General features: G+C 73.1%; 19 protein-coding genes. 13 read left to right on the plus strand and 6 right to left on the minus strand.

Annotated features, from left to right (window positions below; all coding sequences use genetic code 11):
• Window positions 1–171 precede the first annotated feature (171 nt).
• The 6 genes from ACFPCY_RS00660 to ACFPCY_RS00685 all read left to right on the plus strand — a co-directional run bounded on the left by ACFPCY_RS00660 (window position 172) and on the right by ACFPCY_RS00685 (window position 6,426).
• Window positions 172–990: a hypothetical protein gene (locus ACFPCY_RS00660; protein ID WP_378251557.1), complete on the plus strand. Its 819-nt coding sequence runs from the start codon at window positions 172–174 to the stop codon at window positions 988–990.
• 2 nt (window positions 991–992) lie between these two features.
• The gene (locus ACFPCY_RS00665) at window positions 993–2,255 is read left to right on the plus strand and encodes a S8 family serine peptidase (protein ID WP_378251558.1); all 1,263 of its coding nucleotides are present in this window, start codon (window positions 993–995) and stop codon (window positions 2,253–2,255) included.
• A gap of 163 nt (window positions 2,256–2,418) precedes the next feature.
• Window positions 2,419–3,150 (plus strand): hypothetical protein, encoded by a 732-nt coding sequence (locus ACFPCY_RS00670; RefSeq protein WP_378251559.1) that lies wholly within the window; start codon window positions 2,419–2,421, stop codon window positions 3,148–3,150.
• Entirely contained in the window at window positions 3,144–4,352 is a 1,209-nt protein-coding gene (locus tag ACFPCY_RS00675) for a S8 family serine peptidase (protein ID WP_378251560.1), read from the plus strand. Before ACFPCY_RS00670 ends, ACFPCY_RS00675 begins: the two co-directional genes overlap by 7 nt.
• A 20-nt stretch (window positions 4,353–4,372) precedes the next feature.
• Entirely contained in the window at window positions 4,373–5,179 is an 807-nt protein-coding gene (locus ACFPCY_RS00680; RefSeq protein WP_378251561.1) for a hypothetical protein, read from the plus strand.
• Window positions 5,173–6,426 carry a S8 family serine peptidase gene (locus tag ACFPCY_RS00685; RefSeq protein WP_378251562.1) on the plus strand — a complete coding sequence of 418 codons (1,254 nt, stop codon included), beginning with the start codon at window positions 5,173–5,175 and terminating at the stop codon, window positions 6,424–6,426. The genes ACFPCY_RS00680 and ACFPCY_RS00685 overlap by 7 nt, the downstream gene beginning before the upstream one ends.
• Window positions 6,427–6,476: 50 nt before the next feature.
• Here the strand turns inward: ACFPCY_RS00685 and ACFPCY_RS00690 are convergent, their stop codons facing one another.
• From ACFPCY_RS00690 to ACFPCY_RS00700, 3 genes are all read right to left on the minus strand, one after another.
• On the minus strand, window positions 6,477–7,223 hold the full coding sequence (locus ACFPCY_RS00690; RefSeq protein WP_378251563.1) for an SDR family oxidoreductase: 747 nt from the start codon (window positions 7,221–7,223) through the stop codon (window positions 6,477–6,479).
• Between the two features lie 128 nt (window positions 7,224–7,351).
• Window positions 7,352–7,747 carry a DUF397 domain-containing protein gene (locus tag ACFPCY_RS00695; RefSeq protein WP_378252541.1) on the minus strand — a complete coding sequence of 132 codons (396 nt, stop codon included), beginning with the start codon at window positions 7,745–7,747 and terminating at the stop codon, window positions 7,352–7,354.
• Between the two features lie 21 nt (window positions 7,748–7,768).
• Window positions 7,769–8,629, minus strand: coding sequence for a helix-turn-helix domain-containing protein (locus tag ACFPCY_RS00700; protein ID WP_378251564.1), 861 nt, complete (start codon window positions 8,627–8,629; stop codon window positions 7,769–7,771).
• Between the two features lie 250 nt (window positions 8,630–8,879).
• Between ACFPCY_RS00700 and ACFPCY_RS00705 the strand changes: the two genes are divergently transcribed.
• Complete coding sequence (locus ACFPCY_RS00705; RefSeq protein WP_378251565.1) at window positions 8,880–9,107, plus strand: hypothetical protein; 228 nt, start codon at window positions 8,880–8,882, stop codon at window positions 9,105–9,107.
• 168 nt (window positions 9,108–9,275) lie between these two features.
• A complete protein-coding gene (locus ACFPCY_RS00710) occupies window positions 9,276–10,121 on the plus strand; it encodes a helix-turn-helix transcriptional regulator (RefSeq protein ID WP_378252542.1) in 846 nt (281 codons plus the stop codon).
• A 24-nt stretch (window positions 10,122–10,145) separates the two neighbouring features.
• On the opposite strand, the gene ACFPCY_RS00715 is transcribed toward ACFPCY_RS00710, so the two are convergent.
• Complete coding sequence (locus ACFPCY_RS00715; RefSeq protein ID WP_378251566.1) at window positions 10,146–11,594, minus strand: MFS transporter; 1,449 nt, start codon at window positions 11,592–11,594, stop codon at window positions 10,146–10,148.
• Window positions 11,595–11,706: 112 nt separating this feature from the next.
• On the opposite strand from ACFPCY_RS00715, the gene ACFPCY_RS00720 reads away from it, so the two are divergent.
• Entirely contained in the window at window positions 11,707–12,018 is a 312-nt protein-coding gene (locus ACFPCY_RS00720) for an MGMT family protein (protein WP_378251567.1), read from the plus strand.
• Window positions 12,019–12,087: 69 nt separating this feature from the next.
• Here the strand turns inward: ACFPCY_RS00720 and ACFPCY_RS00725 are convergent, their stop codons facing one another.
• A complete protein-coding gene (locus ACFPCY_RS00725; RefSeq protein ID WP_378251568.1) occupies window positions 12,088–13,209 on the minus strand; it encodes a polysaccharide deacetylase family protein in 1,122 nt (373 codons plus the stop codon).
• A gap of 242 nt (window positions 13,210–13,451) precedes the next feature.
• Here ACFPCY_RS00725 and ACFPCY_RS00730 point away from each other — a divergent pair, with 242 nt between their 5' ends.
• The 4 genes from ACFPCY_RS00730 to ACFPCY_RS00745 all read left to right on the plus strand — a co-directional run bounded on the left by ACFPCY_RS00730 (window position 13,452) and on the right by ACFPCY_RS00745 (window position 21,566).
• Window positions 13,452–16,775 (plus strand): ATP-dependent helicase, encoded by a 3,324-nt coding sequence (locus ACFPCY_RS00730; protein ID WP_378251569.1) that lies wholly within the window; start codon window positions 13,452–13,454, stop codon window positions 16,773–16,775.
• Entirely contained in the window at window positions 16,772–20,215 is a 3,444-nt protein-coding gene (locus tag ACFPCY_RS00735; protein WP_378251570.1) for a UvrD-helicase domain-containing protein, read from the plus strand. The genes ACFPCY_RS00730 and ACFPCY_RS00735 overlap by 4 nt, the downstream gene beginning before the upstream one ends.
• A gap of 97 nt (window positions 20,216–20,312) precedes the next feature.
• On the plus strand, window positions 20,313–21,131 hold the full coding sequence (locus tag ACFPCY_RS00740; protein ID WP_378251571.1) for a class I SAM-dependent methyltransferase: 819 nt from the start codon (window positions 20,313–20,315) through the stop codon (window positions 21,129–21,131).
• A 63-nt stretch (window positions 21,132–21,194) separates the two neighbouring features.
• Window positions 21,195–21,566, plus strand: a complete 372-nt coding sequence (locus ACFPCY_RS00745; RefSeq protein ID WP_378251572.1) for a hypothetical protein — start codon at window positions 21,195–21,197, stop codon at window positions 21,564–21,566.
• A 110-nt stretch (window positions 21,567–21,676) separates the two neighbouring features.
• On the opposite strand, the gene ACFPCY_RS00750 is transcribed toward ACFPCY_RS00745, so the two are convergent.
• Window positions 21,677–23,269, minus strand: a complete 1,593-nt coding sequence (locus ACFPCY_RS00750) for an AMP-binding protein (protein WP_378251573.1) — start codon at window positions 23,267–23,269, stop codon at window positions 21,677–21,679.
• Window positions 23,270–23,321: the final 52 nt, after the last annotated feature.

The following is a 23,321-nucleotide window of genomic DNA, read 5'->3' on the forward strand; positions in this document are numbered from 1 at the left end:
CGGACGCCGTCGTCCTTTCACCGGACAACCTTGCCATGCCCGGCGGCATTCCCTCCGGGGGAGTCCCCAGGTCGGACGCGTTGCCGCCACTATCACGGGGTTCGCCGGGGTTCTGGAGGTTCCCTGTGAGGTGGGACGGATCGGTGCTTTGCCGGGTTAGCCTTTCCGGTTGTGGCGTTCCAGCCCCCCATGCAGCAGCCTCCGCCCTTCCACGGCCCTCCGGCGGAGCCGCCGGGGCCCCCTCCGCGACGGGTCGCCGTCCTCGGGCTGCGCGCGCGGCAGTGGATGCTCGTCGCCGTCGCGCTCGGCTGCGTCTACGCCCTCGTCGGCGGGATCGCGCTCGTGTCGGCCTACACGTCGCTGACGCGTTCGCCGACGAACGCCGAGTTGCAGTCCGCGGCCCGCGCCGAGGTCGCGCGGCGCTGGCGGGCGTGGCCCGCCGAACGGATCTTCCCCGAGCACATCGCCTACGAGGTGCGGCGCGGCCGGACCGAGTACGCGGTCCGCGCCGGGATCGCGCCGGAGGGCGACTGCAACGCCGCGGTCGATCCGCCGGTCGCCGCCGTCCTCACCCGTAGCGGCTGCCGGACCGTGCTGCGCGCGACCTACGTCGACCAGATCCAGGGCGTCGCGGTCACCGTGGGCATCGCGGTCTTCCCGGACGTGAACACCGCCGAGCGCGTCCTGCACCAGACGCCGACGGACCAGGACGGGACGCCGGTGAAAAACAGCGTCCGCGCCGTCCCGTTCCCGGGCACGGCGGCGGCGAAGTTCACCGACCCCGTCCGGCAGGACGCCACGGCCGACCGGGGCGGCCCCTACCTGGTGCTCACCTCGTCCGGCGAGACCGACGGGCGGCCCGCCGCGGCCGTCGCCGAGCGCCGTCCGAACTTCCCGTTCGCGGTCGCCCCGCAGATCGGCCGGCAGATCGCGCACACGCTCGGCGCGCAGGCCATGCCCGACTGCTCCCGCAGCGAATGGAAGTGCTGACCGTGAGGGAACTGGCGAAGCGCGCGGGCGCGCTGGCCGCCGCGATGGCCCTGGCCTGGCCGTTCCTCGGTACCGGGGTCGCGCACGCGGACCCGGTGCGGGACGCGCAGGAGGCGTCGCTCGACGCGATGGACGTGCCGTCCGCGTGGAAGATCACGCGCGGCGCGGGCGTCACGGTCGGGCTCGTGGACTCCGGCGTCCAGACCGGGCAGCCGGAACTCGCCGGCCAGGTCACCGCCGGGCCGGACATGCTCGCCGACCTCGACCGCGGGACGACGCCCGCCCGCCTGCACGGCACCAGCATGTCGATGCTCATCGCGGGCAAGGGACGCGGCTCCGGCGGCTCGGACGGCGTGATCGGCGTCGCGCCCCAGTCGAAGATCCTCGCCGTGCGGGCCATCGCCGAACCCGAGGACGCCTCCTACCGGATCTACAAGACGACCAGCAAGGGCGACGGCGCGACCGCCCGCGCGATCCGCTACGTCGTGGACCACGGCGTGGACGTGATCAACCTCTCCATCGGACGCGAGGACGAGCAGCCCGACGAGCGCGACGCCATCGGCTACGCGGTGTCCAAGGGCGTCGTCGTGGTCGCGGCCGTCGGCAACTCGGGGGACAAGCCCAGCGGCTTCGACGGCAAGGGCTACGCGCCGTACAACTACCCGGCGTCCTATCCCGGCGTGATCGCCGTCGCGGCGACGAACAGCAAGCACGTCCGCGCCGGGTTCTCCAACCGGAACTTCTCCGTGCTCGTCGCCGCGCCCGGCGTGGCCCTGCCCGGCATCGGCCCCGAGCACGGCGCCTACTACCTCACCGACGGCACGAGCGACTCGACCGCGCTCGTGTCCGGGATCGCCGCGCTGATCCGCGCCAAGCACCCCAAGCTCGCCCCGGCGCTGGTCGCGCAGGCGCTCGTCGCGAGCACGCCGTCCGGCGGCGCGGCGTACGACCCGTCCCTCGGGCACGGCGAGGTGAACGCGGTGAAGGCGCTGAACGCCGCCGACAAGCTCGCCGCCATCCCGAAGGGCGCGAACAGCAGGCCCGGCGGCAGCCGGTTCGGCCCCGGCGGCGACCCCGGCCCGGTGACCGTGATCCCGCGCCCGACCTGGGCGAAGGTCGTCATCGCGATCGTCGTCATCGGCGGCGTCGCGGGCGCGGTCGCCGCCGCCGCGATCGCCGTCACGCTGGCCCGCCGCCACCCGCCCACCGACGCCCCGCCCCCGGCCGCCGCACCCCCACTGTGGAGCACCCCACCCCGCCAGTGAGCCCGGCCCTGCCCGGTCCGCCACTGCCCGCCCGCGCCTGCGCGGCCGGGCGTGCTCGATCAGGGCGGTGCAGCCGGTCGCGACCGGTCGTGGGAGTGCGGCTGGGCGTGGACGGTCGGGGAGTGCGGCCGGGGTTGATCGGTGATCGGCTACGCTCCGCGGCATGGCCCGCGCCGAGTCCGTGACGGCCGGGTCCGGCGCCCGGCGGATGCCCCTGGCGGCGGCCGTCGTGTGCCTGGTCGTCCTCGCCGTGGCCGGGGCGCGGCTGGGGCGGGAGCTGCTGCGCGGGCCGACGCCGTCCGAACGGGCCGCCGCGTCGTCCGCCGAGGTCGCCGGACGCTGGCACGCCTGGCCCACCGGACGGATCTTCCCCGATTCCCTGCGCTACACGCTCGACCAGGGCGCGCCCGAGTACGCGCGCCGCGTCGGAATCGCGCCCGCCGCGTCCTGCCGTGACGCCGTGGACGCGTCGCTCGGCGTGTCCCTCGCGGTGCGCGGCTGCCGGGGCATCGTCCGCGCCACCTACCTCGACCAGCTCCAGGGGATCGCGGTGACGCTCGGCGTCGTGGCGTTCCCGGACGAGCCGTCCGCCCGCGCCGCCGCGCACTGGTTCCCCGCGCGCGGGGCGGCCGTGCCCGGCCTGCGCGCGCTCGGCTTCCCCGGATCGGTGGTCGAGCGGTTCGGCGACGCGTCCCGGCAGACGGCGGCGCTCGGGCAGGGCGGTCCGTACCTGGTCGCCGCCACGGTCGGGTACGCCGACGGCCGCCCGACCCTGCGCGTCAAGCAGCAGCAGGACGACCTGGCCGACCTCGGACCGCAACTGGTCGAGGACGTCCTGCGCCCGCTGGCCGCGCCCGCCGCCGTCCGCTGCGGTGAGCCGGAGTGGGCGTGCTGAAGGCACTGCGCGCCGTGTCGCCGGCGGCACTGCTCGCCGTCTCGTTGGCGGTGCTGACCTGCGTCCTTCCGGGGGAGGCCCGCGCCGACCAGGTCCGGGACGCGATGACCCCGATCCTGAACTCGCTCGACGTGCCGCGCGCGTGGGACGCGTCGCGCGGACGCGGCGTCACGGTCGCCGTCCTCGACTCCGGCGTGGACGCGACGCAGGCGGACCTCGCCGGGAACGTCGTCACCGGCCCCGACTACACGGCCGGGGCCGCGCCGCCCGGGAGCGTCCCGAAGCGGCTGCACGGCACCAACATGGCGTCCATCATCGCTGGTCACGGCCACGGGGACGGCGACGGGATGCTGGGCGTCGCGCCCGAGGCCCGCGTCCTGTCGCTGCGCGTGATCCTGGAGCAGGACGAGCCGGGCTACGAGAAGTTCAGCGGCGACAAGCGCTACGAGGACACGATCGCGCGCGGCATCCGCTACGCCGTCGATCACGGCGCGGACGTCATCAACCTCTCCCTCGGCCGTCCCTATCCCGTGCCCGCCGAGCGCGCCGCCGTCGCCTACGCGATCAGCAGGGGCGTCGTCGTGGTCGCGGCGGCGGGCAACGGGGGAGCGGACCGTCCGGCCCGGCGCCGCGGCCGCACGCCCTACACGTATCCGGCGTCCTTCCCCGGCGTGATCTCGGTCGCCGCCGTGGACTCCGCCGGACGCCACGCCGGGTTCTCCAACCGCAACCCGGCCGTCGTCGTCTCCGCGCCCGGCGTCCGGATCATCGGCGCGGGCCCCGGCGACCGGTACTGGGTCGGCGACGGGACGAGCCCCGCGACCGCCTTCGTGTCCGGGATCGCCGCGCTGATCCGCGCCCGGCATCCGAAACTGGCGCCGGCGCTGGTCGCGCAGGCTCTGGTCGCGAGCACGCGGGTCCGTCCGTCCGGCGGCTACGACCTGGGCGTCGGCTTCGGCCGCGTGGACGCCGCCGCCGCTGTCACCGCGTCCGACGGCCTCGCCTCGGCCCGCACGAGCGGCTTGGGGGCCGACCCGTCCGCCGCGCTCGGGGATGCGGACCGCGTCCGCGTCGTCCGGCATCCGGGAGGCCTCGTCCTCGGCTGCACGACCGCCTGCCTGCTCGCTCTTGCGGGATGGGCGACATCCGGAATCTGGCTTTTTCGCCAAAATGCCCGAAAAAGCGATCACTTCGAGATCTGACTCCGGTTAGATACGCGTTCGTGTCAGAAATCCCCCAATCGGAGGAGTCCGCAGAGACCCCCCACGTCGAGGACGGGCCCTCACCCGATCCCGCGCCCGTCCAGCGACCCCGCCGCTCCCGAGCGGCCATCGCCCTGCTCCTCCTGTTCGGCCTCGCCGCCATCGCCGGCGGCGGCACCGCCATCGGCTACCAGCTCACCCGCAAGCCGACCCAGGCCGAAATAGACAAGGCCGGCGCCAAGGAGGTCGCCACCCGCTGGCAACGCCTCCCCGCCGCCGACCTCTTCCCCAAGCAGTTCGTTTTCGGCCAGCAGTCCGATCCGTCGGGCAGCATCGTCCAGGTGCGCCGGGTCGGGATCGCCAAGCCGACGCCGTGCGCCGAGACCGTGGACAAGTCCGTCGCGGCGATCCTCGCCAAGCACCGCTGCGAGACCATGCTCCGCGCGACCTACCTCGACCCCAGCGGCCTGCGCGTCGTCACCGTCGGCGTCGCGGTGTTCCCGGACACCTCGTCGTCCGACGACGCGTCCACCGATATCAACGGGCTCGGCGGCGGCAAGTCACCCGGTGCGGGCCTGCACATCGCCACGTTCCCCGGCACCACCGTCGAGAAGTACGACGACGCGTCGCGGCAGAAGTTCGAGGAGTACACCAACCACACGCCCTACCTCTACCTGAGGGCGGAGGGGCCGCTGCTGTCGCAGGGCGCGCTCAAACCGGGCGAGCTGGTGAACCTCCAGTTCGCCCCGGACCTGGTGGACCGGATCATGGCCAAGCTCGCCGACGACGGCGATCCGTGCCTGCGGAAGAAGGACGTGCGATGCTGACCCGCGCCATCGCGGCATCGATGGCCGCCGCGCTCACCCTCGCGCTCGCCCCGCCGTTCGCACCGGCCGCGCACGCGGACCTCCTGGACAAGTCGGTGAAGCAGATGCTTCGCGACCTGCGGGACGCCGGCGACCAGACGCACGGTGACGGCGTGAAGGTCGCGCTCCTGGCGGACGGCGTCGCGGACGTCCTCGCCAAGGGCGCGCACGTGGCGCCCGAAAAGGACTTCGTCCGCCTCCCCGATCCGAAGCGCGAGATGGGCACCTTGATGGCCTCGCTGATGGTCGGAGGCGAAGGCGAGGTCGCCGACGCGGGCGACATGACCATCCGGGGCCTCATCAGGGACGCCGAGCTCCTGCCCGTCCGCGTGCAGCCGGACGACGGCAAGAGCCGTGCCTCCAGGCGCTGGATGATGTCGGGAGCCAACACGGACAACGCGGTCGCCGACGGACTTCGCTACGCGGTGGACCACGGGGCGCGCGTCATCGCCGTCACCAACGCCTGGATGTACACCGGGAGCCGGACCTACGCGGCGATCGCCTACGCGCAGTCCAAGGACGCGCTGGTGATCAGCTCGGTGGGCATCCGCAAGCCGACCGTTCCGGACGCCTTCGCCGCGACTCCCGGCGTGCTCGGGGTCGGCGCCGTGGACAAGGACGGGGACCGCTACGCCAAGTACACGCAGGCGTCCAGCGCGCTGATGGTCTCCGCTTACGGCGACAAGATGCCCGGCGTCGGCAGCGACGGCAGCGCCAACTGGATGTTCTGGGGCGAAGGCCCCGCGCTGGCCTTCGTCGCCTCGGCCGCGGTCATGATCCGCGCCGCCTTCCCGCGGCTGACGGCCGCGCAGGTCACCCAGGCGATCACGTCCTCGGCCCGCAACCCCAAGGGGCACTACACCACGGACCTGGGCTTCGGCTACCTCAGCGCGACCGGCGCCCTGAGCAAGGCCGCGACCCTGGCCAAGCGTCCCGCCCTCCCCGAGACGGCCGGGGAGACCGTGGGGGACAAGGCGCATTTCGTCGCGAAGCCGCCGGGAGGGGTCCGGGCCGTGCCGATCACGCTGCCCTGGTTCGGCGGCTTCGGGGCGCTCATCGGGCTCGGAGTGATCGCGATCGGAGCCGCCATCTGGCTCCTCGCCCGCCGCCGTCCCGCCCTCGCGATGGAACCGGCCCTTCCGGCCGCGCCGCCTCTCGAAGGGCCCGCGCCCGCGCCGCCGTCCGCTGTGCCTCCCGCTGAAGTCTGATCATCCGATGACCGCTGGTAGCAGGGCCGGCCCTGCTACCAGCGGGTCCGTCAGACCTGGCGGGTGGGGAGGACGACGATCTCGCGGAGGTTCAGGCGGCGCGGACGGGTCGTCACGTACTCGATCACGTCCGCGATGTCGTCGGCCACGAGGTACTCGCCGACCGACTCGAACCAGGCGGGCAGCGCGTCGCGCATTCCTTCGTGCGTCACGTTGCCCTGAAGCTCGGTTTCGGTCAGGCCCGGCTCGATGTTCGTCACCCGGACGTTCTTCGGGCCCACCTCGGCCCGGATGTTCTGCGTCAGGTGCGTGACGAACGCCTTGGTCGCCGAGTACACGTTGTAGCCGGGGAAGACCGAATGCGCGCCGATCGAGGAGATGTTGACGAGGTCGGCGGTCTTCCCGTCCTCGGCGGACGCGACGAGGTCGGGCAGGAACGCCCGGGTGATCCGCAGCAGCCCGGTGATGTTCAGGTCGATCATCTGCTGCCACTCGTCCTGGCGGCCCTCCTCGATGGGCGAGGGGAGCATCACGCCGGCGTTGTTGACGACCAGGTCGACGCGTCCGAGCTCGTCCTTGATGCGGGACACGGCGGCGTCCACCGCGTCGGGGTCGGTGACGTCCACCGCGAGCGGCAGCACGCCGTCGAACTCGTCGGCCAGCGTCTTCAAGCGGTCCTCGCGGCGAGCCAGCGCCGCCACCTTCACGCCCTGCCCGGCCAGCCGCCGCACGACGGCCTCACCGATCCCGCTGGACGCCCCGGTCACCACTGCGATGCGCTTCAGTTCGTTGCTCATGCCCATCATGCTGGCCGCGCGACCACCGTCCAACCAGAACCCGCCCAAGCCTAGGCATCCCATGCCCACGTTAAGCCGACGAGATCCCGAGCAGGTTCGCCAAGACAGCCAGCGCCGTCGTTATGCGGTCAGGTGCCGGAGCGGATGCGACGCGCGAGTTGACGGGCGTCCTCGCGTGAGAGAAACAGCTTCGGCCCGCCGGGGTCCGTCGAGTCACGAACGCCGACCGCTCCGGGAAACGACGCCAACTCGACGCAGGCGCCGTCCTGCCCAGAGCGGCCGCTCTTCCGCCAGGGTGACGTTTTCGGGGTGGCAAGACCCGAGCGCAGGCGTCGCGCGAGGTCGCGGGCGTGGTCTCGCGCGAGGAGGAGCTTGGGGCCGTCGGGGTTTTTGGAATCGCGGATTGCGACCACAGTGGTCAGGCCGGCCAGTTCGACGCAGGAGCCCTGTTGGCCGGACCGGCTGCTCTTCCTCCAGGTCGCGGTCGCCAGTTCGGCGGCGGTCGATGCGCGGGGGAACGGCATGAACACTTCCCGAGGGTCAGGTCACAGCGCCGCTGCGGTGGCTGCGATCAATGCCAAGCTATCCCGCTCGCTCAAGGCCGAACCCTGGAGATGCTGGAAGGCCCGCTTGAACGGACCGACGTCCTTGGGATCCTCGATGAGCAGCTCACCCGCGACGTTCTCGACGTAGACCGCGTCCAGATCGAGTGGCTCGCGAAACTCGAGGACCGTGAACGCGCTCGTCCCCGGGTGGGCGCCTGCGGAGAAGGGCAGCACCTGGATCGTGAGCTTGGGCAGGTCGCGGGCGAGCTCCACGAGGTGTTCGAGCTGGGCGCGCATGACGTCGGCTCCCCCGGTCATCCGGTGCAGCCCCGCCTCGTCGAGGATCGCCCAGAGCCGGAGCGGGTCGCTACCGGTGAGGAGCTTCTGCCGCTCCATCCGGACGGTGACGCGCTGGTCGATCTCGTCGTCCGTGATCTCGCCCGGGCCGCTACGGATCACGTGGCGCGCGTACTCGGCGGTTTGAAGCAGGCCGTGAATCATCCACGGCTCGTACCAGAGAAGACCACCGGCCTCCGCTTCCAGCCCGATGTAGGTGGTGTATTGCTGAGCGAGCATCTCCCGGTACGGATGCCACCAACCACGCTCGCGGCCTTGCTTGGCCAGGATGAGCACCTCTTCGCGCTGCCGAGCGTCGGTGACCCGGTACAGGTCGAGAAGGTCGGCCATGTCGCGCAGGTTGGGCCGCAGCCAGTCGCCGCGCTCCATCTTGGACAGCTTCGCGTTCGGCCATCCAAGGCGCTTCTCGACCTCCGCGATCGTCGGGAAGTGCTGTGACCGGTAGTGCCGGAGCAGCGCGGACAGGCGGCGACGCCGGAGAGTGGGGCTCTGCCTGGTCGTCATCGGGCCTCCGGTCGCTGGCTGTGACCCGATGCTAACGAATTCGAGGTGATCTCCCGTCCGATCAGACAAAAAGCATCTTTCATCTAATAGTTCCAAGCTGTTAGCTATTTTCTAAGAGCCGTGTAACTCTGGGGAGGTGTCGGATCACCTACTGCCACCGTGCGTGGCGGAGAGCGAGGTCGTGATGGAGACCGGTGGTGTCGTGTCACCCATGCCGGTGGATGTCTCGGAGGCGGATGAGCGGGCTCGGATGGTGGCGGACGATCTCAAGAACGTGCTGTGGGGGCTCACCGGGTACCAGGTGTGGCACTCCGACGCGGGCGTCCTCTACGCCGTCCGCTCCACGCCGCTCTCGGACGCCGAGCTGAACGCGGGGCTGTCGCAGACGCTCGTCGCGGACGATCCGCACGCGATGGTCGTCCGGCTGCGGACGGAGTTCGAGCGCACGACCAGGTTCTCCGTCGGACGCGGCGAGTAGGCGCCGTCCGATGCGGAACTCCGAGGCTGGTGCCCTCCCGGACGCAAGTGCCCCGGGGCAGGGCGTCGACGCGGACGCGTCCGACGTGTGAAAGGCGTCCGGCTCGGCGGGAGGCCGCTGGGTCGGGCGTCTGTTCGGCGGCCGGGTGGGGCTGGCAGGATTCTTGGTATGTATCCCAGTTCCGCGCTTGGTGAGTTCCTGCGGTCGCGGCGGGCTCGGGTCTCGCCGGAGGACGTGGGGTTGAAGCCCGGCGTCCGGCATCGGCGGGTCGCCGGGCTCCGGCGGGAGGAGCTCGCTCCGCTCGCGGGCGTCAGCGTCGGGTATTACACGCGGCTGGAACAGGGGCAGAGTCCGAACGTCTCGGACGAAGTCCTCGATTCCGTCGCGCGGGTCCTGCGGCTGGACGATGACGAGGTTGCGCACATGCATCGGCTGGCGCGAGTTGCGCGGGCGCGCGAGTCCGTGCGGCCTGAGCAGTTGCGGCCCGGCATCAAGATGATGGTCGATTCGATGCGGGACGTGCCTGCGGTCGCGGTCGGGCGGTGCGGTGACTTTCTGGCTTGGAACCGCCTCGCGCATGCTCTGCTGGCTCCGCACTGGGATTTCGACGGGGACGTGAAGCCGAACTTCATCCGGATCGATTTCCTCGAAACCGAGTTCTCGCGCGAGCTTTTTCCCGATTGGGAGCAGAAGGCGCGTGACGACATCGCTTACCTGGAGGGATCGCTCAGCCGGTTCCCCGGGGACGAGGGGCTGAACGCGCTGGTCGAGGAGCTGCTGGCGCTGAGCCCGGAGTTCCGGGCGATGTGGACGGAGCATCCGGTGAGCAACTGCGCGTCCATTTCGCGCGTGTACCGCCACGCGGAGGTCGGCGAGATGAATTTGACCGCCGAACTGCTGCGGACGCCCGACGACGAGGGCCAGGGCGTGACCGTTTTCCAAGCGGAGGCCGGGTCGGAGTCGGAGAAGCGGCTGCGGCGCCTCGCGGAAACGGTCACCGCCCCCGCCGAGTAGCGGGGGCGGTGGAAGGGATCTCATTTACCGGGCGACGAGTTCGGCGGCGGGCTCCTGAACCGGCTCGTCCTTTTCGGTCTTGCGGAGGACGAGCGCGGTCAGCGTTCCGAGCAGCGCCACCGCGCCCGCCACGATGAAGGCCGTGTGCAGGCCGCCGAGGGTGGCCAGCGTCTTCGTCGTGGTCGCTGCGAGGGCCTCGGTGCGGGCGGAGGCGATCGCGGTCAGGCCCGCGACGCCGACCGCGCCGACGAAGGTGGGCATCTGGGCGAGGCTTCCGGCGACGCCCTGGTCCGACTCGTCCAGGCCGGAGGTGATCGTGGTGATCGCGGAGACGACGGTCAGGACGTGCCCGAAGCCCATCGCCGCGGACGTCGCCAGCAGCAGAACGGGGCCGCCGTGCGCGGGCAGGAACGCCATCGCCGCGGTGCCGAGCGCCTGGACGGTCAGTCCGAGGACGATCGTCGCGACCGTCCCGCGAGCGCCGATCAGCCGCGCGGCGAGCGTCCCGGCGAGCAGCGCCGCCGCGCCCTCGCCGAGGAAGCCGAGGCCGGTCTCCAGCGGCGAGTACCCGAGGACGTCCTGCATGTAGATGCTGAGCAGCAGCGTCGCGCCGCCGCACATCCCGAAGGTGACGAGCCCGACCGCCATGCCCCACTTCACGGTGCGCCGGCGGAGCAGCCGCAGCGGGACGAGCGGCGCCGCGTGCCGCGCCTCGACCGCGAGGAACGTGCCGAGCAGGACGGCCGCGGCGACCAGCGTCGCGATGGTCGAAACGCTCGTCCAGCCCGCCTGACCGCCGTTCGAAATGCCGTACACCACCGCGAACAGGCCGCCGCTCGCCAGGATCGCGCCGGGGACGTCCAGCCGCGACCGGGACCGGGGAGCGGACGACGGCACGACCGTCACCGCGCCGACCACGACCAGCGAGCCCATCGCGAACAGGATCAGCATCGTCCAGCGCCAGTTCAGGCCGCTGGTGATGAGGCCGCCTCCGATCGTCCCGATGACGAAGCCGAGCGACATCAGCGCGCCGTTCACGCCGAGGGCGCGGGTGCGGCGCGGCCCCTCGGGGAACGCGGCGGTCATCAGCGCGAGCGCGGTCGGGCCGATCATCGCCGCCGAGACGCCCTGCCCGGCGCGCGCCGAGATCAGGAGGGCGGGGCTGGGCGCGAGCGCGCCGAACAGGGAGAACAGAGTGAAGGACGCGACGCCGACGATGAAGAGGCGGCGGCGTCCGATCATGTCGGAGGCGCGCCCGAACAGGGGCATCAGCGCGGCCGTCGGAAGCAGGCACGCGGTCGCGACCCACTGGAGGTCCGAGGCGCTCGCGAAGCCGAGGTCGCGGCCGATCGCGGGCAGCGCCACCGTGATGATCGAGTAGTCCAGGCCGGTCATGAACGTCGCGCCGCACAGCGTCAGAAGGGTGAGCCAGCCGCGGAGACCGAGCCCCGCGGCGTTCGTCGATGTCGTCATGCGGACCACGATGCGGCGAGCGGAAGAGGCCGACCAGAGCGCTGATGAGGGTACATCTGCCAGGTGCAGGCTTCCGGTCGCGCGACGGTCCGGATGGCGAAAGAATCTTGGTGTGCTCTCGGAACCAGACGAGTATGCGGAGTTGGTCCTCGACACCGTGGAACGCATCCCGCCCGGCCGGGTGCTCGCCTACGGGGACATCGCCGAACTGCTCGGCGCGGGCGGGCCGCGCCAGGTCGGACGCGTGATGTCGCTGTTCGGCGGTGGCGTCCCGTGGTGGCGGGTGGTGCGCGCGGACGGGAGCCCGGCGTCCGGGCACGAGGTGCGCGCGATGGAGGAGTACCGCGTCGAGGGCACCCCGCTCCGTCCCGACGGACGCCGCGTCGACATGCGCCGCGCCCGCTGGGACCCGTCCGACGCCTGACCGGCCGCCGCGCCGAACCTCAACGCGACGCCCGCGACGCCTGTCACGCCCGCGACGCCCGTCAGGGCGTCAGAGGGCGACGAAGGTCAGGCCGCGCTGCTTCAGGGCGGGCAGGACGGTCCGGAGGGCCTCGATGGTCTCGCGGCGGTCGCCGCCGCCGTCGTGGCAGAGCAGGACGTCGCCGGCCTTCGCGGTGAGCATCGAGCGGCGGATGTGCTCGGTGCCCGGACGGGACCAGTCGCGCGGGTCGACGTTCCAGGCGATCGGCATCATGCCCTGGCTGCGGCACAGGTCGAAGATGTACCGGTTCCAGTCGCCGCCGGGGGAGCGGAAGAACTTCGGGGAGTATCCGGCGGCGTCCTCGATCCGCTCCTTCGCCTCCATGATCTCGCGGTGGATGCGGTCCTGCCCCATGGCGGCGAACGGGCTCGGGTGCGTCTGCGAGTGGTTGGAGATCTGGTGCCCCGCGGCGGCGATCCGCTCGACGACCTTGGGGAACATCTTCACCTGCGACCCGATCAGCGAGAACGTCGCCTTGATGCCGTGCTCGGCGAGCAGGTCGAGCATCATCGGCGTGTAGACCGGGTGCGGGCCGTCGTCGATGGTGAGCGCGACGGCGGTCGGGGGCGGCGGGGGCTGGATCTCGCGCAGGTCGAACAGCGGCGTCCGGGCGGACTGGAGCTGCGAGGACGTCCAGCTCGCCGGGGGCGCGGTGCGCGGCGGCGCGGTCGGGTGGGACCCGCCCACCCCGGCGGCCTTCCCCGCGCGGTGCCGCGGCCCGCTCGCGGACGATCCGCTCGACATCAGCTCGTCCGCCGCGAACGCGGTCACGGCCGTGAGCCCGGCGGCGGCGAGTCCGCCGAACAGGACCGTCCGGCGGTTGAGGCGCTTGGAGGGACGTCCGAGGTTCGGCATGTCGTGCCCCGGCGGACGCCCCAGCGGCGCGCCGGCGCCCGGCGGCTGCATACCCGGCGGCTGGACGCCGGGAGGTTGAGCGCCGGGCGGGGTCGCGCCGGGCGGGGCGGCGCCGGGCGGGGGCGCGCCCGGGCCGGACGTCCGGATCGGAAGCGGCATGTCCCGCCGGGTCGGACCGGAGCCGGGAACTCCGCCCCCGGAGCCGGGGGAGGGTTCGGCGCGGGTGGCGTCCGGGTCGGGGGTCTGGCCGTCGTCGCGCGGGTCCGTGGTTCCCACCCCTTCGAGCATCGCGAGTCGATCCGCTGGCACCGTACCGCCAACGTGCCCGCCCCTCCTCGGCGAAACTCCTGTTTTCCCGGAAAAGATGCTGAATGGGAGCTGAATCATCACCGAACGGTCGCTCAGCCGTGGTCGCTCGCTCACCGTGCGGCACATGGGCGACATGCGGTGGATGTGGTCGGGGGAGTCCCGATCATCTGCTGCAATGAAATGTCGTGTCAGCAGCCTCGTACCGTCTCGTGCGTCGCGCGGGTCCCGCGCGTACCGCCGCGCCCGCTCTGGACGAGCGGCAGCGCGCGGTCGTCGAGCATGCGGGCGGTCCGCTGCTCGTGCTGGCCGGCCCCGGCACGGGCAAGACCACCACGATCGTCGAGGCGGTCGTGGACCGCATCGAGAACCGGGGCGTCGATCCCGAGCGGGTGCTCGTCCTGACGTTCAGCCGCAAGGCCGCCGGGGAGCTGCGCGAGCGGATCACCGGACGCCTGCGCCGGACGACCCGCACGCCCCTCGCCCTCACCTTCCACAGCTACGCCTACGCGCTGCTGCGGCGCGACGCCGTCCTGAACGACATGCCCGCGCCCCGGCTGCTGACCGGCCCCGAGCAGCTGCTGGAGGTGCGGCGGCTGCTCCAGGGCGAGCTGATGGACGGCGCCCGCGGCTGGCCGCAGAGGCTGCACGAGACCCTCGCCACCCGCGGCTTCGCCGAGGAACTGCGCGACTTCATGCTGCGCGCGGGCGAGCGCGGGCTCTTCCCGGAGGACCTGGAGACCATCGGCCGGCTGCGCGGACGCGACGACTGGGTGGCGATCGGCGGGTTCATGACCCGCTACGTCGACCGGTTCGCGCTCGACCCGACGCCGACGTTCGACTACGGCGAGCTGATCCACCTCGCGGCCGGGACGCTGGCCGAGGAGGAGGTCCGGATCCGCGAGCGGGACGCCTACGACGCCGTCTTCGTGGACGAGTACCAGGACACCGACCCCGCGCAGGAGGAGCTGCTCCAGTACCTCGCGGGCGACGGCCGCGACCTGGTGGTCGTCGGCGACCCGGACCAGTCGATCTACGGCTTCCGGGGCGCGGACGTGCGGGGCATCCTGGAGTTCCCGCAGCGCTTCCGCACCCTGGACGGCGACCCCGCGCCCGTCGTCGCGCTGCGCACGTGCCGCCGCATGGCGCCCGAACTGCTCGTCGCGTCCCGCCGCATCGCCCGCCGCCTCCCCGCCGGGACGGCCCTCGCCGCCGAGCACCGGGCCCTCCGCCACCCGTCCGAGCTGCCCTCGGAGGCTGCGCCCGACGAGGCACCGTCCGGCGGGGCGTCGTCCGGTGGGGCGTCGTCCGGTGGGGCGTCGTCCGGTGGGGCGTCGTCCGGCGGGGCGCCGTCCGGCGGGGCATCGTCCGGCGGGGCGTCGTCCGGCGAGAAGGCCGGCGAGACGGCCGACGAGGGGATGGCCGGGGAGGTCCGGGCGGTGATCGCGGACTCCGAGTCGCAGGAGGCGGCGCTCGTCGCGGACGAGCTGCGGCGCGCGCACCTGCTCGACGGGGTGCCCTGGTCGCGGATGGCCGTGCTGGTGCGGAGCGCCGTCCGGCAGGTGCCGACGCTGCGGCGGGCGCTGGCGCAGGCCGGGGTGCCCGTCGTGGTCGCCGGCGACGAGGTGCCGCTGGTCGGGGAGCCCGCCGTCCGGCCGTTCCTGCTGCTCCTGCGCGCCGCGCTCAAGAAGGACTTCCTGGACGAGGTCGTCGCCGAGGACCTGCTGACCAGCACGCTCGGCGGCGCGGACGCGCTCGCGATGCGGCGGCTCAAGCGGGCGCTGCGCGACCTGGAGGAGATCTCCGGCGGACGGCGCGAGCTGTCCGAGCTGCTCGTCGCGGCCGTGAACGATCCGCGCGAGCTGGTGCTCGTCCACGAGAAGGTGCGCGCGCCCGCCGAGCGGATCGCGCGGCTGATCGAGGTGGCGCGGCAGAGCGCGGCCGAGGGCGGCAGCGCCGAGGACGTCCTGTGGGAGGTCTGGAAGGAGTCCGGGCAGGCCGACGTCCTGCTGGAGCAGAGCGTGCGCGGCGGGATGCGCGGCGCGTCCGCCGACCGCGACCTGGACGCCGTCGTCGCGCTGTTCGACGCCGCCGCCCGGTTCGTCGACCGGCTGCCGCAGGCGGGCCCCGAGCTGTTCGTGGACACGATCTCCGCGCAGGAGATCGCCGGGGACACGCTCGCCGAGCACGCGCCCGAGGGCGAGGCCGTCCGGATCCTGACCGCGCACCGGTCCAAGGGCCTGGAGTGGGACGTCGTGGTCGTCGCCGGCGTCCAGGAGGGCGTCTGGCCGGACCTGCGGCTGCGCGGCTCGCTGCTCGGCATCGAGGAGCTGGTCGAGCACGCCGCCGGGTCGCAGGTGCCGGAGCAGGGCGCGGCGGCGGGGGCGTCGCTGTCGGCGAAGATGCTGGACGAGGAGCGCCGGCTGTTCTACGTCGCGGTGACCCGCGCGCGGCGGCGGCTCGTCGTGACGGCCGTCGGCGGGGACGACACCGAGGAGCGGCCGTCCCGGTTCCTGAACGAGCTGCTGCCCGGCGCGATCGAGCAGTCCCAGCTGGACGAGAGGACGCGCTGGCTGTCGCTGTCGGCGCTGGTCGCGGACCTGCGGTCGGTCGTCGCCGACCCGTCCCGGCCGGAGCCGATGCGGCGCGCGGCGGCCGGGCACCTGGCGCGGCTCGCGCGCGCGGGCGTGCGGGGCGCGCGGCCGGAGAACTGGTACGCGATCACCGCGCTGTCCGACACGGGCCCGGCGTTCGCCCCCGACGAGCAGATCACCATCTCGCCGTCCCAGGTCGAGACGTTCACCACCTGCGGCCTGCGCTGGCTGCTGACCTCGGCGGTCGGCGCGCAGGAGGGCGGGCCGAACGAGTACTCGACGATGGGGAAGGTCGTGCACGCGGTCGCCGAGATGGCGGGCGGCGACGACGGCGTGACCGAGGTGGACGTCGCGCGCCGCCTCGACGAGATCTGGAACGACCTCGACTTCCGGTCGTCCTGGTACTCCGAGAAGCAGCGCGAGCAGGCCGCGGCGATGGTGGACAAGTTCCTGACCTGGCACCGGGAGAACCCGAACGAGATCGTCGCGCTGGAGGAGTCCTTCAAGGTCGATCTCGGCCGCGTCGTCATCAAGGGGCGCATCGACCGGGCCGAGCGGGACGCCGACGGCCGCGCGGTGATCATCGACATCAAGACGTCCACGACGGCGGTCGGCAAGGGCGACCTGGCCCGGCACCCGCAGCTCGGCGTGTACCAGTACGCGGTGATGCTCGGCGCGTTCGAGCGGCACGGGCTGGTCGAGCCGGGCGGCGCGAAGCTGGTCCAGGTCGGCAAGGCGGCGTTCGCGAACCGCGTCCGCGAGCAGGAGCAGCCGCCGCCCTCGGACGACCCGGACCCGGAGTGGCCGAAGAAGCTGGTCGAGATCGTCGCGACCGGGATGGCGAGCGAGGTCTTCCAGGCGCGCGCGAACGACAAGTGTCGGACGTGCCCGGTACGGTCCTGCTGCCCGGTGCACGAGGAGGGAGGCCAGGTCGGTCCATGATCACTCCGGCGGAGCTGGCGCGGCTGCTCGGGGTGCCGGAGCCGACCGAGGAGCAGGCGCGGGTCATCGAGGCGCCGATGGCGCCGATGGCCGTGATCGCGGGCGCGGGGTCCGGCAAGAGCGAGACGATGGCGGCGCGCGTCGTCTGGCTGGTCGCGAACGGGTTCGTCCGGCCCGAGCGCGTCCTCGGGCTGACGTTCACCCGCAAGGCGGCGGCCGAGCTCGGCGTGCGCGTCCGCAAGAGGCTCGACACGCTGCGCGAGCAGCTCCCCGGCCACGAGCTGGAGCGGCTCGGCGGCGAGCAGATCTTCGACGGCGAGCCGATGGTCTCGACCTACCACGCGTACGCGGCGCGGCTGTTCGGCGACCACGCGCTGCGCGAGGCGCTCGAACCGACCATGCGGCTGATCTCCCCGGCGGTCGCCTGGCAGCTCTGCTCGCGCGTCGTGGACGCCTACTCCGGCCCCATGGACAGGATCGACTGGTCGCCGGACACGGTCACCAAGGCCGTCATGGAGCTCGGCGGCGACCTGTCGGAGCACCTGCGCACGCCCGACGACGTCCGCCGCATCGGCGACCGGCTCGACGCGATGTTCGCCTCGCTCAGGAAGCCGCTCAAGGCGCAGCGCGACATCCTCGCCAAGCACGAGGTCCGGCAGCAGCTCATGCCGCTGATCGAGCGCTACCAGCAGGTCAAGCGCGAGCGCGAGGTCATCGACCACGGCGACCAGATGGCGCTCGCCGCGCGGATCGCGCGCAACCACCCCGAGGTCGGGATGATCGAGCGGTCCCGGTTCTCGGTCGTGCTGCTGGACGAGTACCAGGACACCAGCCAGGCCCAGCTCGTCCTGCTGACCTCGCTGTTCGGCGGCGGCCACCCGGTCACCGCGGTCGGCGACCCGTGCCAGTCGATCTACGGGTGGCGCGGCGCGAGCGCGGGCAACCTGCTGCGGTTCGCGCGCGACTTCCCGCGCCGTCCGGCGGTGGGGAACGCGCCCGCCGAGCCCGCGCCGATCAACAAGCTCAGCCGCAGCTTCCGCAACGGCGAGCGCATCCTCGACGCCGCCGCGCGGGTGCAGGCCGAACTGCGCGAGGACGCGCGGGACGTGCCCGTCCTCGTCCCCGGCGCGGGACGCGACGGCCGCGGCCGGGTCGAGTGCGCGCTGTTCGCCACCGTCGAGGACGAGGCCGACCGGATCGCCGAGCGCGTCGTCCAGCTGATGGGGCCGACCGAGTACGCGCCGGACGGCGGCCCCGCCGGGGACGAGCCGCTGAAGTGGTCCGACATCGCCGTCCTGGCCCGCAAGCGGTCGCAGTTCCCGCTGCTCAGGCGGGCCCTGGAGCTGCGCGACGTGCCGGTCGAGGTCGTCGGGCTCGGCGGCCTGCTGACCGTCCCCGAGGTGCAGGATGTCGTCGCGACGCTGCGCGTCATGCACGACCCGACCGCGGGGGCGTCGCTCGCGCGGCTGCTCACCGGCCCGCGCTGGCGGCTCGGCCCGCGCGACCTGGTCGCCCTCGGCCGCCGCGCCCGCACGCTCGCGACCGAGCAGGCCCGCGACGTGACACCGCCCGAGCCGTCCGAGGCTCCGGAAGCCAAGGCTTCGGAAGCCGGGGCGCCGGTAGCCGGGACGTCGGGGGGCGGGACGTCGGAGGGCGGGACGCCGGAGGGCGGGGCGCCCGTCGATACGTCCGAAACCCCGGCGGCGGACGACCCGCTGCGTCAGCTCGTCTCCGAGCTCAACCAGGAGACCGGCAGCCTCGTGGACGCCCTGGACGACCTCGGCGACCCGGCCGCGTACTCCCCGGAGGGTTTCGGACGGCTCCGCCGCCTGCGCGACGAGCTGCGCCACCTCCGCTCCCAGGTCGGCCTGCCGCTGCCCGACCTGGTCGCCGAGGTCGAGCGCTCGCTCGGCCTCGACATCGAGGTCGCCGCGCGCTCCGGGCTCGACCCGGTCACCGCGCGCGCCGACCTGGACGCGTTCGTCGGCGCGGCGTCCGACTTCGCCGGCGACGCCGAGGACCCGACGCTCGGCGCGTTCCTCGCCTACCTGAAGGCCGCCGAGTCCGAGGAGTTCGGCCTGGAGGCCGGACGCGTCGGCGAGACGAACAGCGTGAAGCTGCTGACCGTCCACGCGTCCAAGGGGCTGGAGTGGCCGGTCGTGATCGTGCCCGGGCTGTCGTCGGTGCCGCAGAAGAACGGGTCCCCGGCGAAGGGGTCGATCTTCCCGTCCCCGCCGCAGAACACCACCCGCTGGACGGCGAACCCGCGCGTCCTGCCGTTCCCGCTCCGCGGCGACTACGCCGACCTGCCGAAACTGAACGGGCTGGAGAAGGACGACCTCGCCCGCTTCGACGAGCAGTCCATCCGGCGCGACCTGCTGGAGGAGCGCCGCCTCGCCTACGTGGCGCTGACCCGCGCGTCCGCGCTGCTGATCGCCACCGGGTACTGGTGGGGGTCGTCGAGCCGTCCGATCGGGCCGTCCCCTTATTTGGAGGAGGTCCGCGAGGTCTGCGTCGCGGGCGCGGGCACCGTCGCGGTCTGGACCGACCCGCCCGGCGAGGACGAGGTGAACCCGCTGCTCACCGAGCAGGAGGAGGCCGAATGGCCGGTCGCGCCCGGCGACCTGCGCGGCGCCGACTCGTCCGCCCGCGCCCGGTACGAGGCGATCGTCGAGGCCGCCGGGATGGTCCGGGACGCGATGCACGGCAGCACCGGCCTGTGGGCGGGCACCGACGGCCTGTCCGACGGCGACCGGGCCCGCATGACCGCGTGGGCGCGCGACGTCGAACTGCTCCTCGCCGAGCGCGACCGGGGCCGGTCGGGCGACGGGCTGCTGGTCGAGCTGCCCGCGCACCTGACCGTGTCGTCCCTGGTCACGCTCGCGAGCGACCCGGCGGCGCTGGCCCGGCAGATCCGCCGCCCGATGCCCCGGCGGCCCGCGCCCTACGCCCGCCGGGGCACCGCGTTCCACGCCTGGCTGGAGAGCCGCTGGGGGCAGCAGCGGCTCATGGACATGGGCGAGCTGCCCGGTTCCGCCGACGAGGACGCCGCCGACGACTCCCAGCTCGACCACCTCCAGGAGATGTTCGAGAAGTCCGAATGGGCGAACCGCGAACCCCTGGACGTCGAGGTCCCGTTCGAGACGATCATCGGGGACCGGCTCGTCCGGGGCCGGATGGACGCCGTCTTCCGCGACGGCGACGGCCGGTACGAGGTCGTCGACTGGAAGACGGGGCTGCCGCCGTCCGGGGCCGCCGCGGACGCCGCCGCCGTCCAGCTCGCCGCCTACCGGGTCGCCTGGGCCGAGCTCGCCGGCGTCCCGTTGGACCAGGTCAGCGCCGCCTTCCATTACGTGAAGGCGAACCGGACGATCCGTCCGGCCGACCTGCTCGACGCCGCGGGCCTCGCGGCCCTGCTCGACAAGGTCCCCGCCGCCTGAGCCCGTCCTGACCGCGCGGTCTGACAAGTGGGCGGCCGGGCCCTGTTCAGGAGTGGGGGAAACGGGGAAGATCCCGGGAAACCCCGAGGAGGCCGGCGTGGCGGTGACCCCTTGCGAGACGGACGGGCGGCGGGAGAGTCGCGAGGAGCACGGCGAGCGGATCGTCCGGGAGTTCACCCGGCAGGCGGCCGCGTTCGCGGACCCGCGGCTGAACTCGGCGTTCACCGCGCAGCTCGGACGGCTCGTCCGGTTCATGGAGCCCGAGCTCGACACCGAGGACGTCGTGCTGGAGGTCGCGGCCGGGACGGCGCTGGTCTCGCGGGCCGTCGCGGGACGCGTCCGGCACGTGACCGCGCTCGACCTGACGCCCGCGATGCTCGCCGAGGGCAAGCGCGCGGCGGACGCCTCGGGCGTCACCAACATGACCTTCACCAAGGGTGACGCGACGGCGCTGCCCTACCTCGACCGCTCGTTCACGCTGGTCGTGACGCGGTTCTCGCTGCACCAGGTGGACGACCCGGACGCCGTGGTGCGGGAGATGGTCCGCGTGGCGCGGCCGGGCGCGGCGATCGTGGTGGCCGACCTCGTCCGGCCGGAGGGCCTGGCCGGCGATCCCGACCTGGTCGAGCGCCGCCGCGACCCGTCGCACGGGACGCTGCGCACCGAGGCCGAGATCACCGCGATGCTGGCGGCGGCGGGCGCGGAGGTGCGCCGCACGGACCGGTTCGACGTCGTCCGGCCGCTGGACCCGTGGCTCGCGTTCACCGGGACGCCGGACGAGACGGCCGCGGTGATCCGCAAGGAGCTGGAGGACGAGCTCGCGGGCGGCGCGCCGACCGGCATGCGGCCCGTCCGGGTGGACGGCGCGCTGCACTTCACCCACTCGCACGCCTTTCTCCAGGCGATAGCGGGGTGAACCGGGCCGCTTTCTCGACCAAACGTTCGACGATCTTCGCTCAGGTGTTCTATGTTGTCGAACATGGGTTCCAGCACCGCTCTTCCCCTGGAGCGCGAACCGGCCGCGCTCGCGATGCGGATCGGGATCGTCGCCGCCGAGGCCGCGCTCGCCACGTTCGCGCGCAACCTCGACCTCGACGACCTCGCCGATGGCGAGCTCGACTTCCGCGGCGCGATCGGCCCGGCCGAGTGGCCCGTCTTCTCGCTGGTCATCGACACCCTGGCCGAGGCCGGGGCGGGTGACGGCCGCTCCCTCGACGAGCGCCGCGCCGACGCCCTGAACGACCTCGCCCGCATCTGCATGGCCGCACGCGCGAACGCCGCCGGGACCGCTGGGACCGCCGCCGGGACCGCTGTCGGCGATCTCGCCGGCAGCGCTGACGCGGCGGCCTGAGCCCAGAGGTCGGTCAGCCGCTCACGGGCGCGGGCCTGGGCGGTCAGCCGCTCAGAGCGCGCGCCTTGGCGGGGCGGTCAGCCGCTCGGGGCGCGGCCTTGACGGGCCGGTCAGCCGCTCAGGGCGCGTGCCTTGACCTTGCCGGTGCTCGTGCGGGGGAGTTCGGTGACGAAATGGACGTCGCGGGGCACCTTGGAGCGGGCCAGGCGGGTGCGGACGTGGTCCTTCACGGCGTCCTCGGTGAGGGACGCGCCGTCGCGCCGGACGATCCAGGCGGCGAGGCGCTGCCCGAAGGCGTCGTCCTCCACGCCCCGGACGGTCACCTCGGCGATGTCCGGGTGGGCGCCGAGGAGCTCCTCGACCTCGCCGGGGAACACGTTCTCGCCGCCGGAGACGATCATGTCGTCGGCGCGGCCGTCCACGAAGAGGCGGCCCTCGGCGTCGAAGTGGCCGAGGTCGCCGCTGCCGGTCAGGCCGCCGCGCGTGCGCTTGGAGCCGCCGCCGGTGTAGCCGGTGAAGCGCAGGCCGCCGCCGGTGTAGATCTCGCCGATCCCGCCCGGCGGGAGCTCGGCGCCGTCCTCGTCGAGGATCTTGATGGTCAGGCCGAGGGACGGCCTGCCGACCGTGCCGGGAGCGGCGCGCAGGTCGGCGGGGGTGGCGATGGTGGCCCAGCCGGTTTCGGTCGCGCCGTAGATGTTGACGAGGATGTCCCCGAACTCGTCCATGAAGCGGGACGCGAGGTGCGGTTGCAGCGCGGCGCCCCCGCAGACGACGGCCTTCAGCGAGGCGGGGCGCGGGCCGTCCGGGACGTCAAGGAGGCGGGCCAGCATGATCGGGACGGCGACGAGCGCACCGGCCTCGTGCTCGTCCATGAGCCGCAGGAGCCGCGCCGGGTCGAACCGGCGGACCAGGATCAGCGGCATCCCGAGGCCGAGGCCCGAAAAGCAGTACGCCATGCCGAGCAGGTGGAACAGCGGCGGGCCGACCGCGATCGGCGCGCCCGACTTCAGCGGGACGCGCATCATGTGCGTGATGCCGGCGGGCAGCAGCATGCCGAGGCTCAGATCGTGCCGAGCGCCCTTCGGCGTGCCGGTCGTGCCGGACGTCATGACGATGACGCGGCTGGTCCGGGACGGCTTGAACGGTTCGGCGACGGTCGTCGCGCCCAGCTCGGCGATCGAGGGATGCTTGCCGTCCGGATCGTCCCGCCAGGCGTGGATGCGGAGCCCGCCGTAACCGGACTCGTCCACCACGCCGTCGAACTCCTGGTCGTGGACGAGCACGCCGACGCCTTCGCGTTCGGTGACCTCGCCGAGCTGCGGCGCGGAGAAGTCGGTGTTCAGCAGCACGACGTCGTTGCCGAGGCGCGAGGCCGCGAGGACGGCTTCGACGAATCCGCGATGGTTCCGGCAGAGGACGCCTACACGGTCGTCCTCTCGTACGCGCGCGCGTAGGGCGCTCGCGAGGACGGCCACGCAGCGTTCGAGTTCCGCGTGGGTGAGCGAGCCTCGATCGTCCAGCAGGGCGACGCGGTTCGGGAAGCGGAGCGCCGACATCGCCTCGACCGTGCCGGGCGTCGCGCCGTAGCGGACGTACTGGAGCGGCATCCGGACGGCTCGGTCGGGACGGACCGGGTGCAGCACCCCCGCGTCCCAGACCGCCCGGGGGATCCGCGCCACCGTTCGCACCAGCTCGAACGCCACGGTCTACTCCTTCGGGGGGACGGGCCGGGATCAACCACATACCCGGCAATCA

Source organism: Actinomadura gamaensis, assembly GCF_042652125.1.
Classification (GTDB): domain Bacteria; phylum Actinomycetota; class Actinomycetes; order Streptosporangiales; family Streptosporangiaceae; genus Spirillospora; species Spirillospora gamaensis.

Coding starts and splice junctions, on each gene's coding strand:
- ACFPCY_RS00695 (WP_378252541.1), bottom strand. CDS start 7,747: ATGCCGTTCCCCCGCGCATCGACCGCCGCCGAACTGGCGACCGCGACC.
- ACFPCY_RS00705 (WP_378251565.1), top strand. CDS start 8,880: ATGGTGGCGGACGATCTCAAGAACGTGCTGTGGGGGCTCACCGGGTAC.
- ACFPCY_RS00735 (WP_378251570.1), top strand. CDS start 16,772: ATGATCACTCCGGCGGAGCTGGCGCGGCTGCTCGGGGTGCCGGAGCCG.
- ACFPCY_RS00715 (WP_378251566.1), bottom strand. CDS start 11,594: ATGACGACATCGACGAACGCCGCGGGGCTCGGTCTCCGCGGCTGGCTC.
- ACFPCY_RS00710 (WP_378252542.1), top strand. CDS start 9,276: ATGTATCCCAGTTCCGCGCTTGGTGAGTTCCTGCGGTCGCGGCGGGCT.
- ACFPCY_RS00685 (WP_378251562.1), top strand. CDS start 5,173: ATGCTGACCCGCGCCATCGCGGCATCGATGGCCGCCGCGCTCACCCTC.
- ACFPCY_RS00670 (WP_378251559.1), top strand. CDS start 2,419: ATGGCCCGCGCCGAGTCCGTGACGGCCGGGTCCGGCGCCCGGCGGATG.
- ACFPCY_RS00690 (WP_378251563.1), bottom strand. CDS start 7,223: ATGAGCAACGAACTGAAGCGCATCGCAGTGGTGACCGGGGCGTCCAGC.
- ACFPCY_RS00700 (WP_378251564.1), bottom strand. CDS start 8,629: ATGACGACCAGGCAGAGCCCCACTCTCCGGCGTCGCCGCCTGTCCGCG.
- ACFPCY_RS00745 (WP_378251572.1), top strand. CDS start 21,195: ATGGGTTCCAGCACCGCTCTTCCCCTGGAGCGCGAACCGGCCGCGCTC.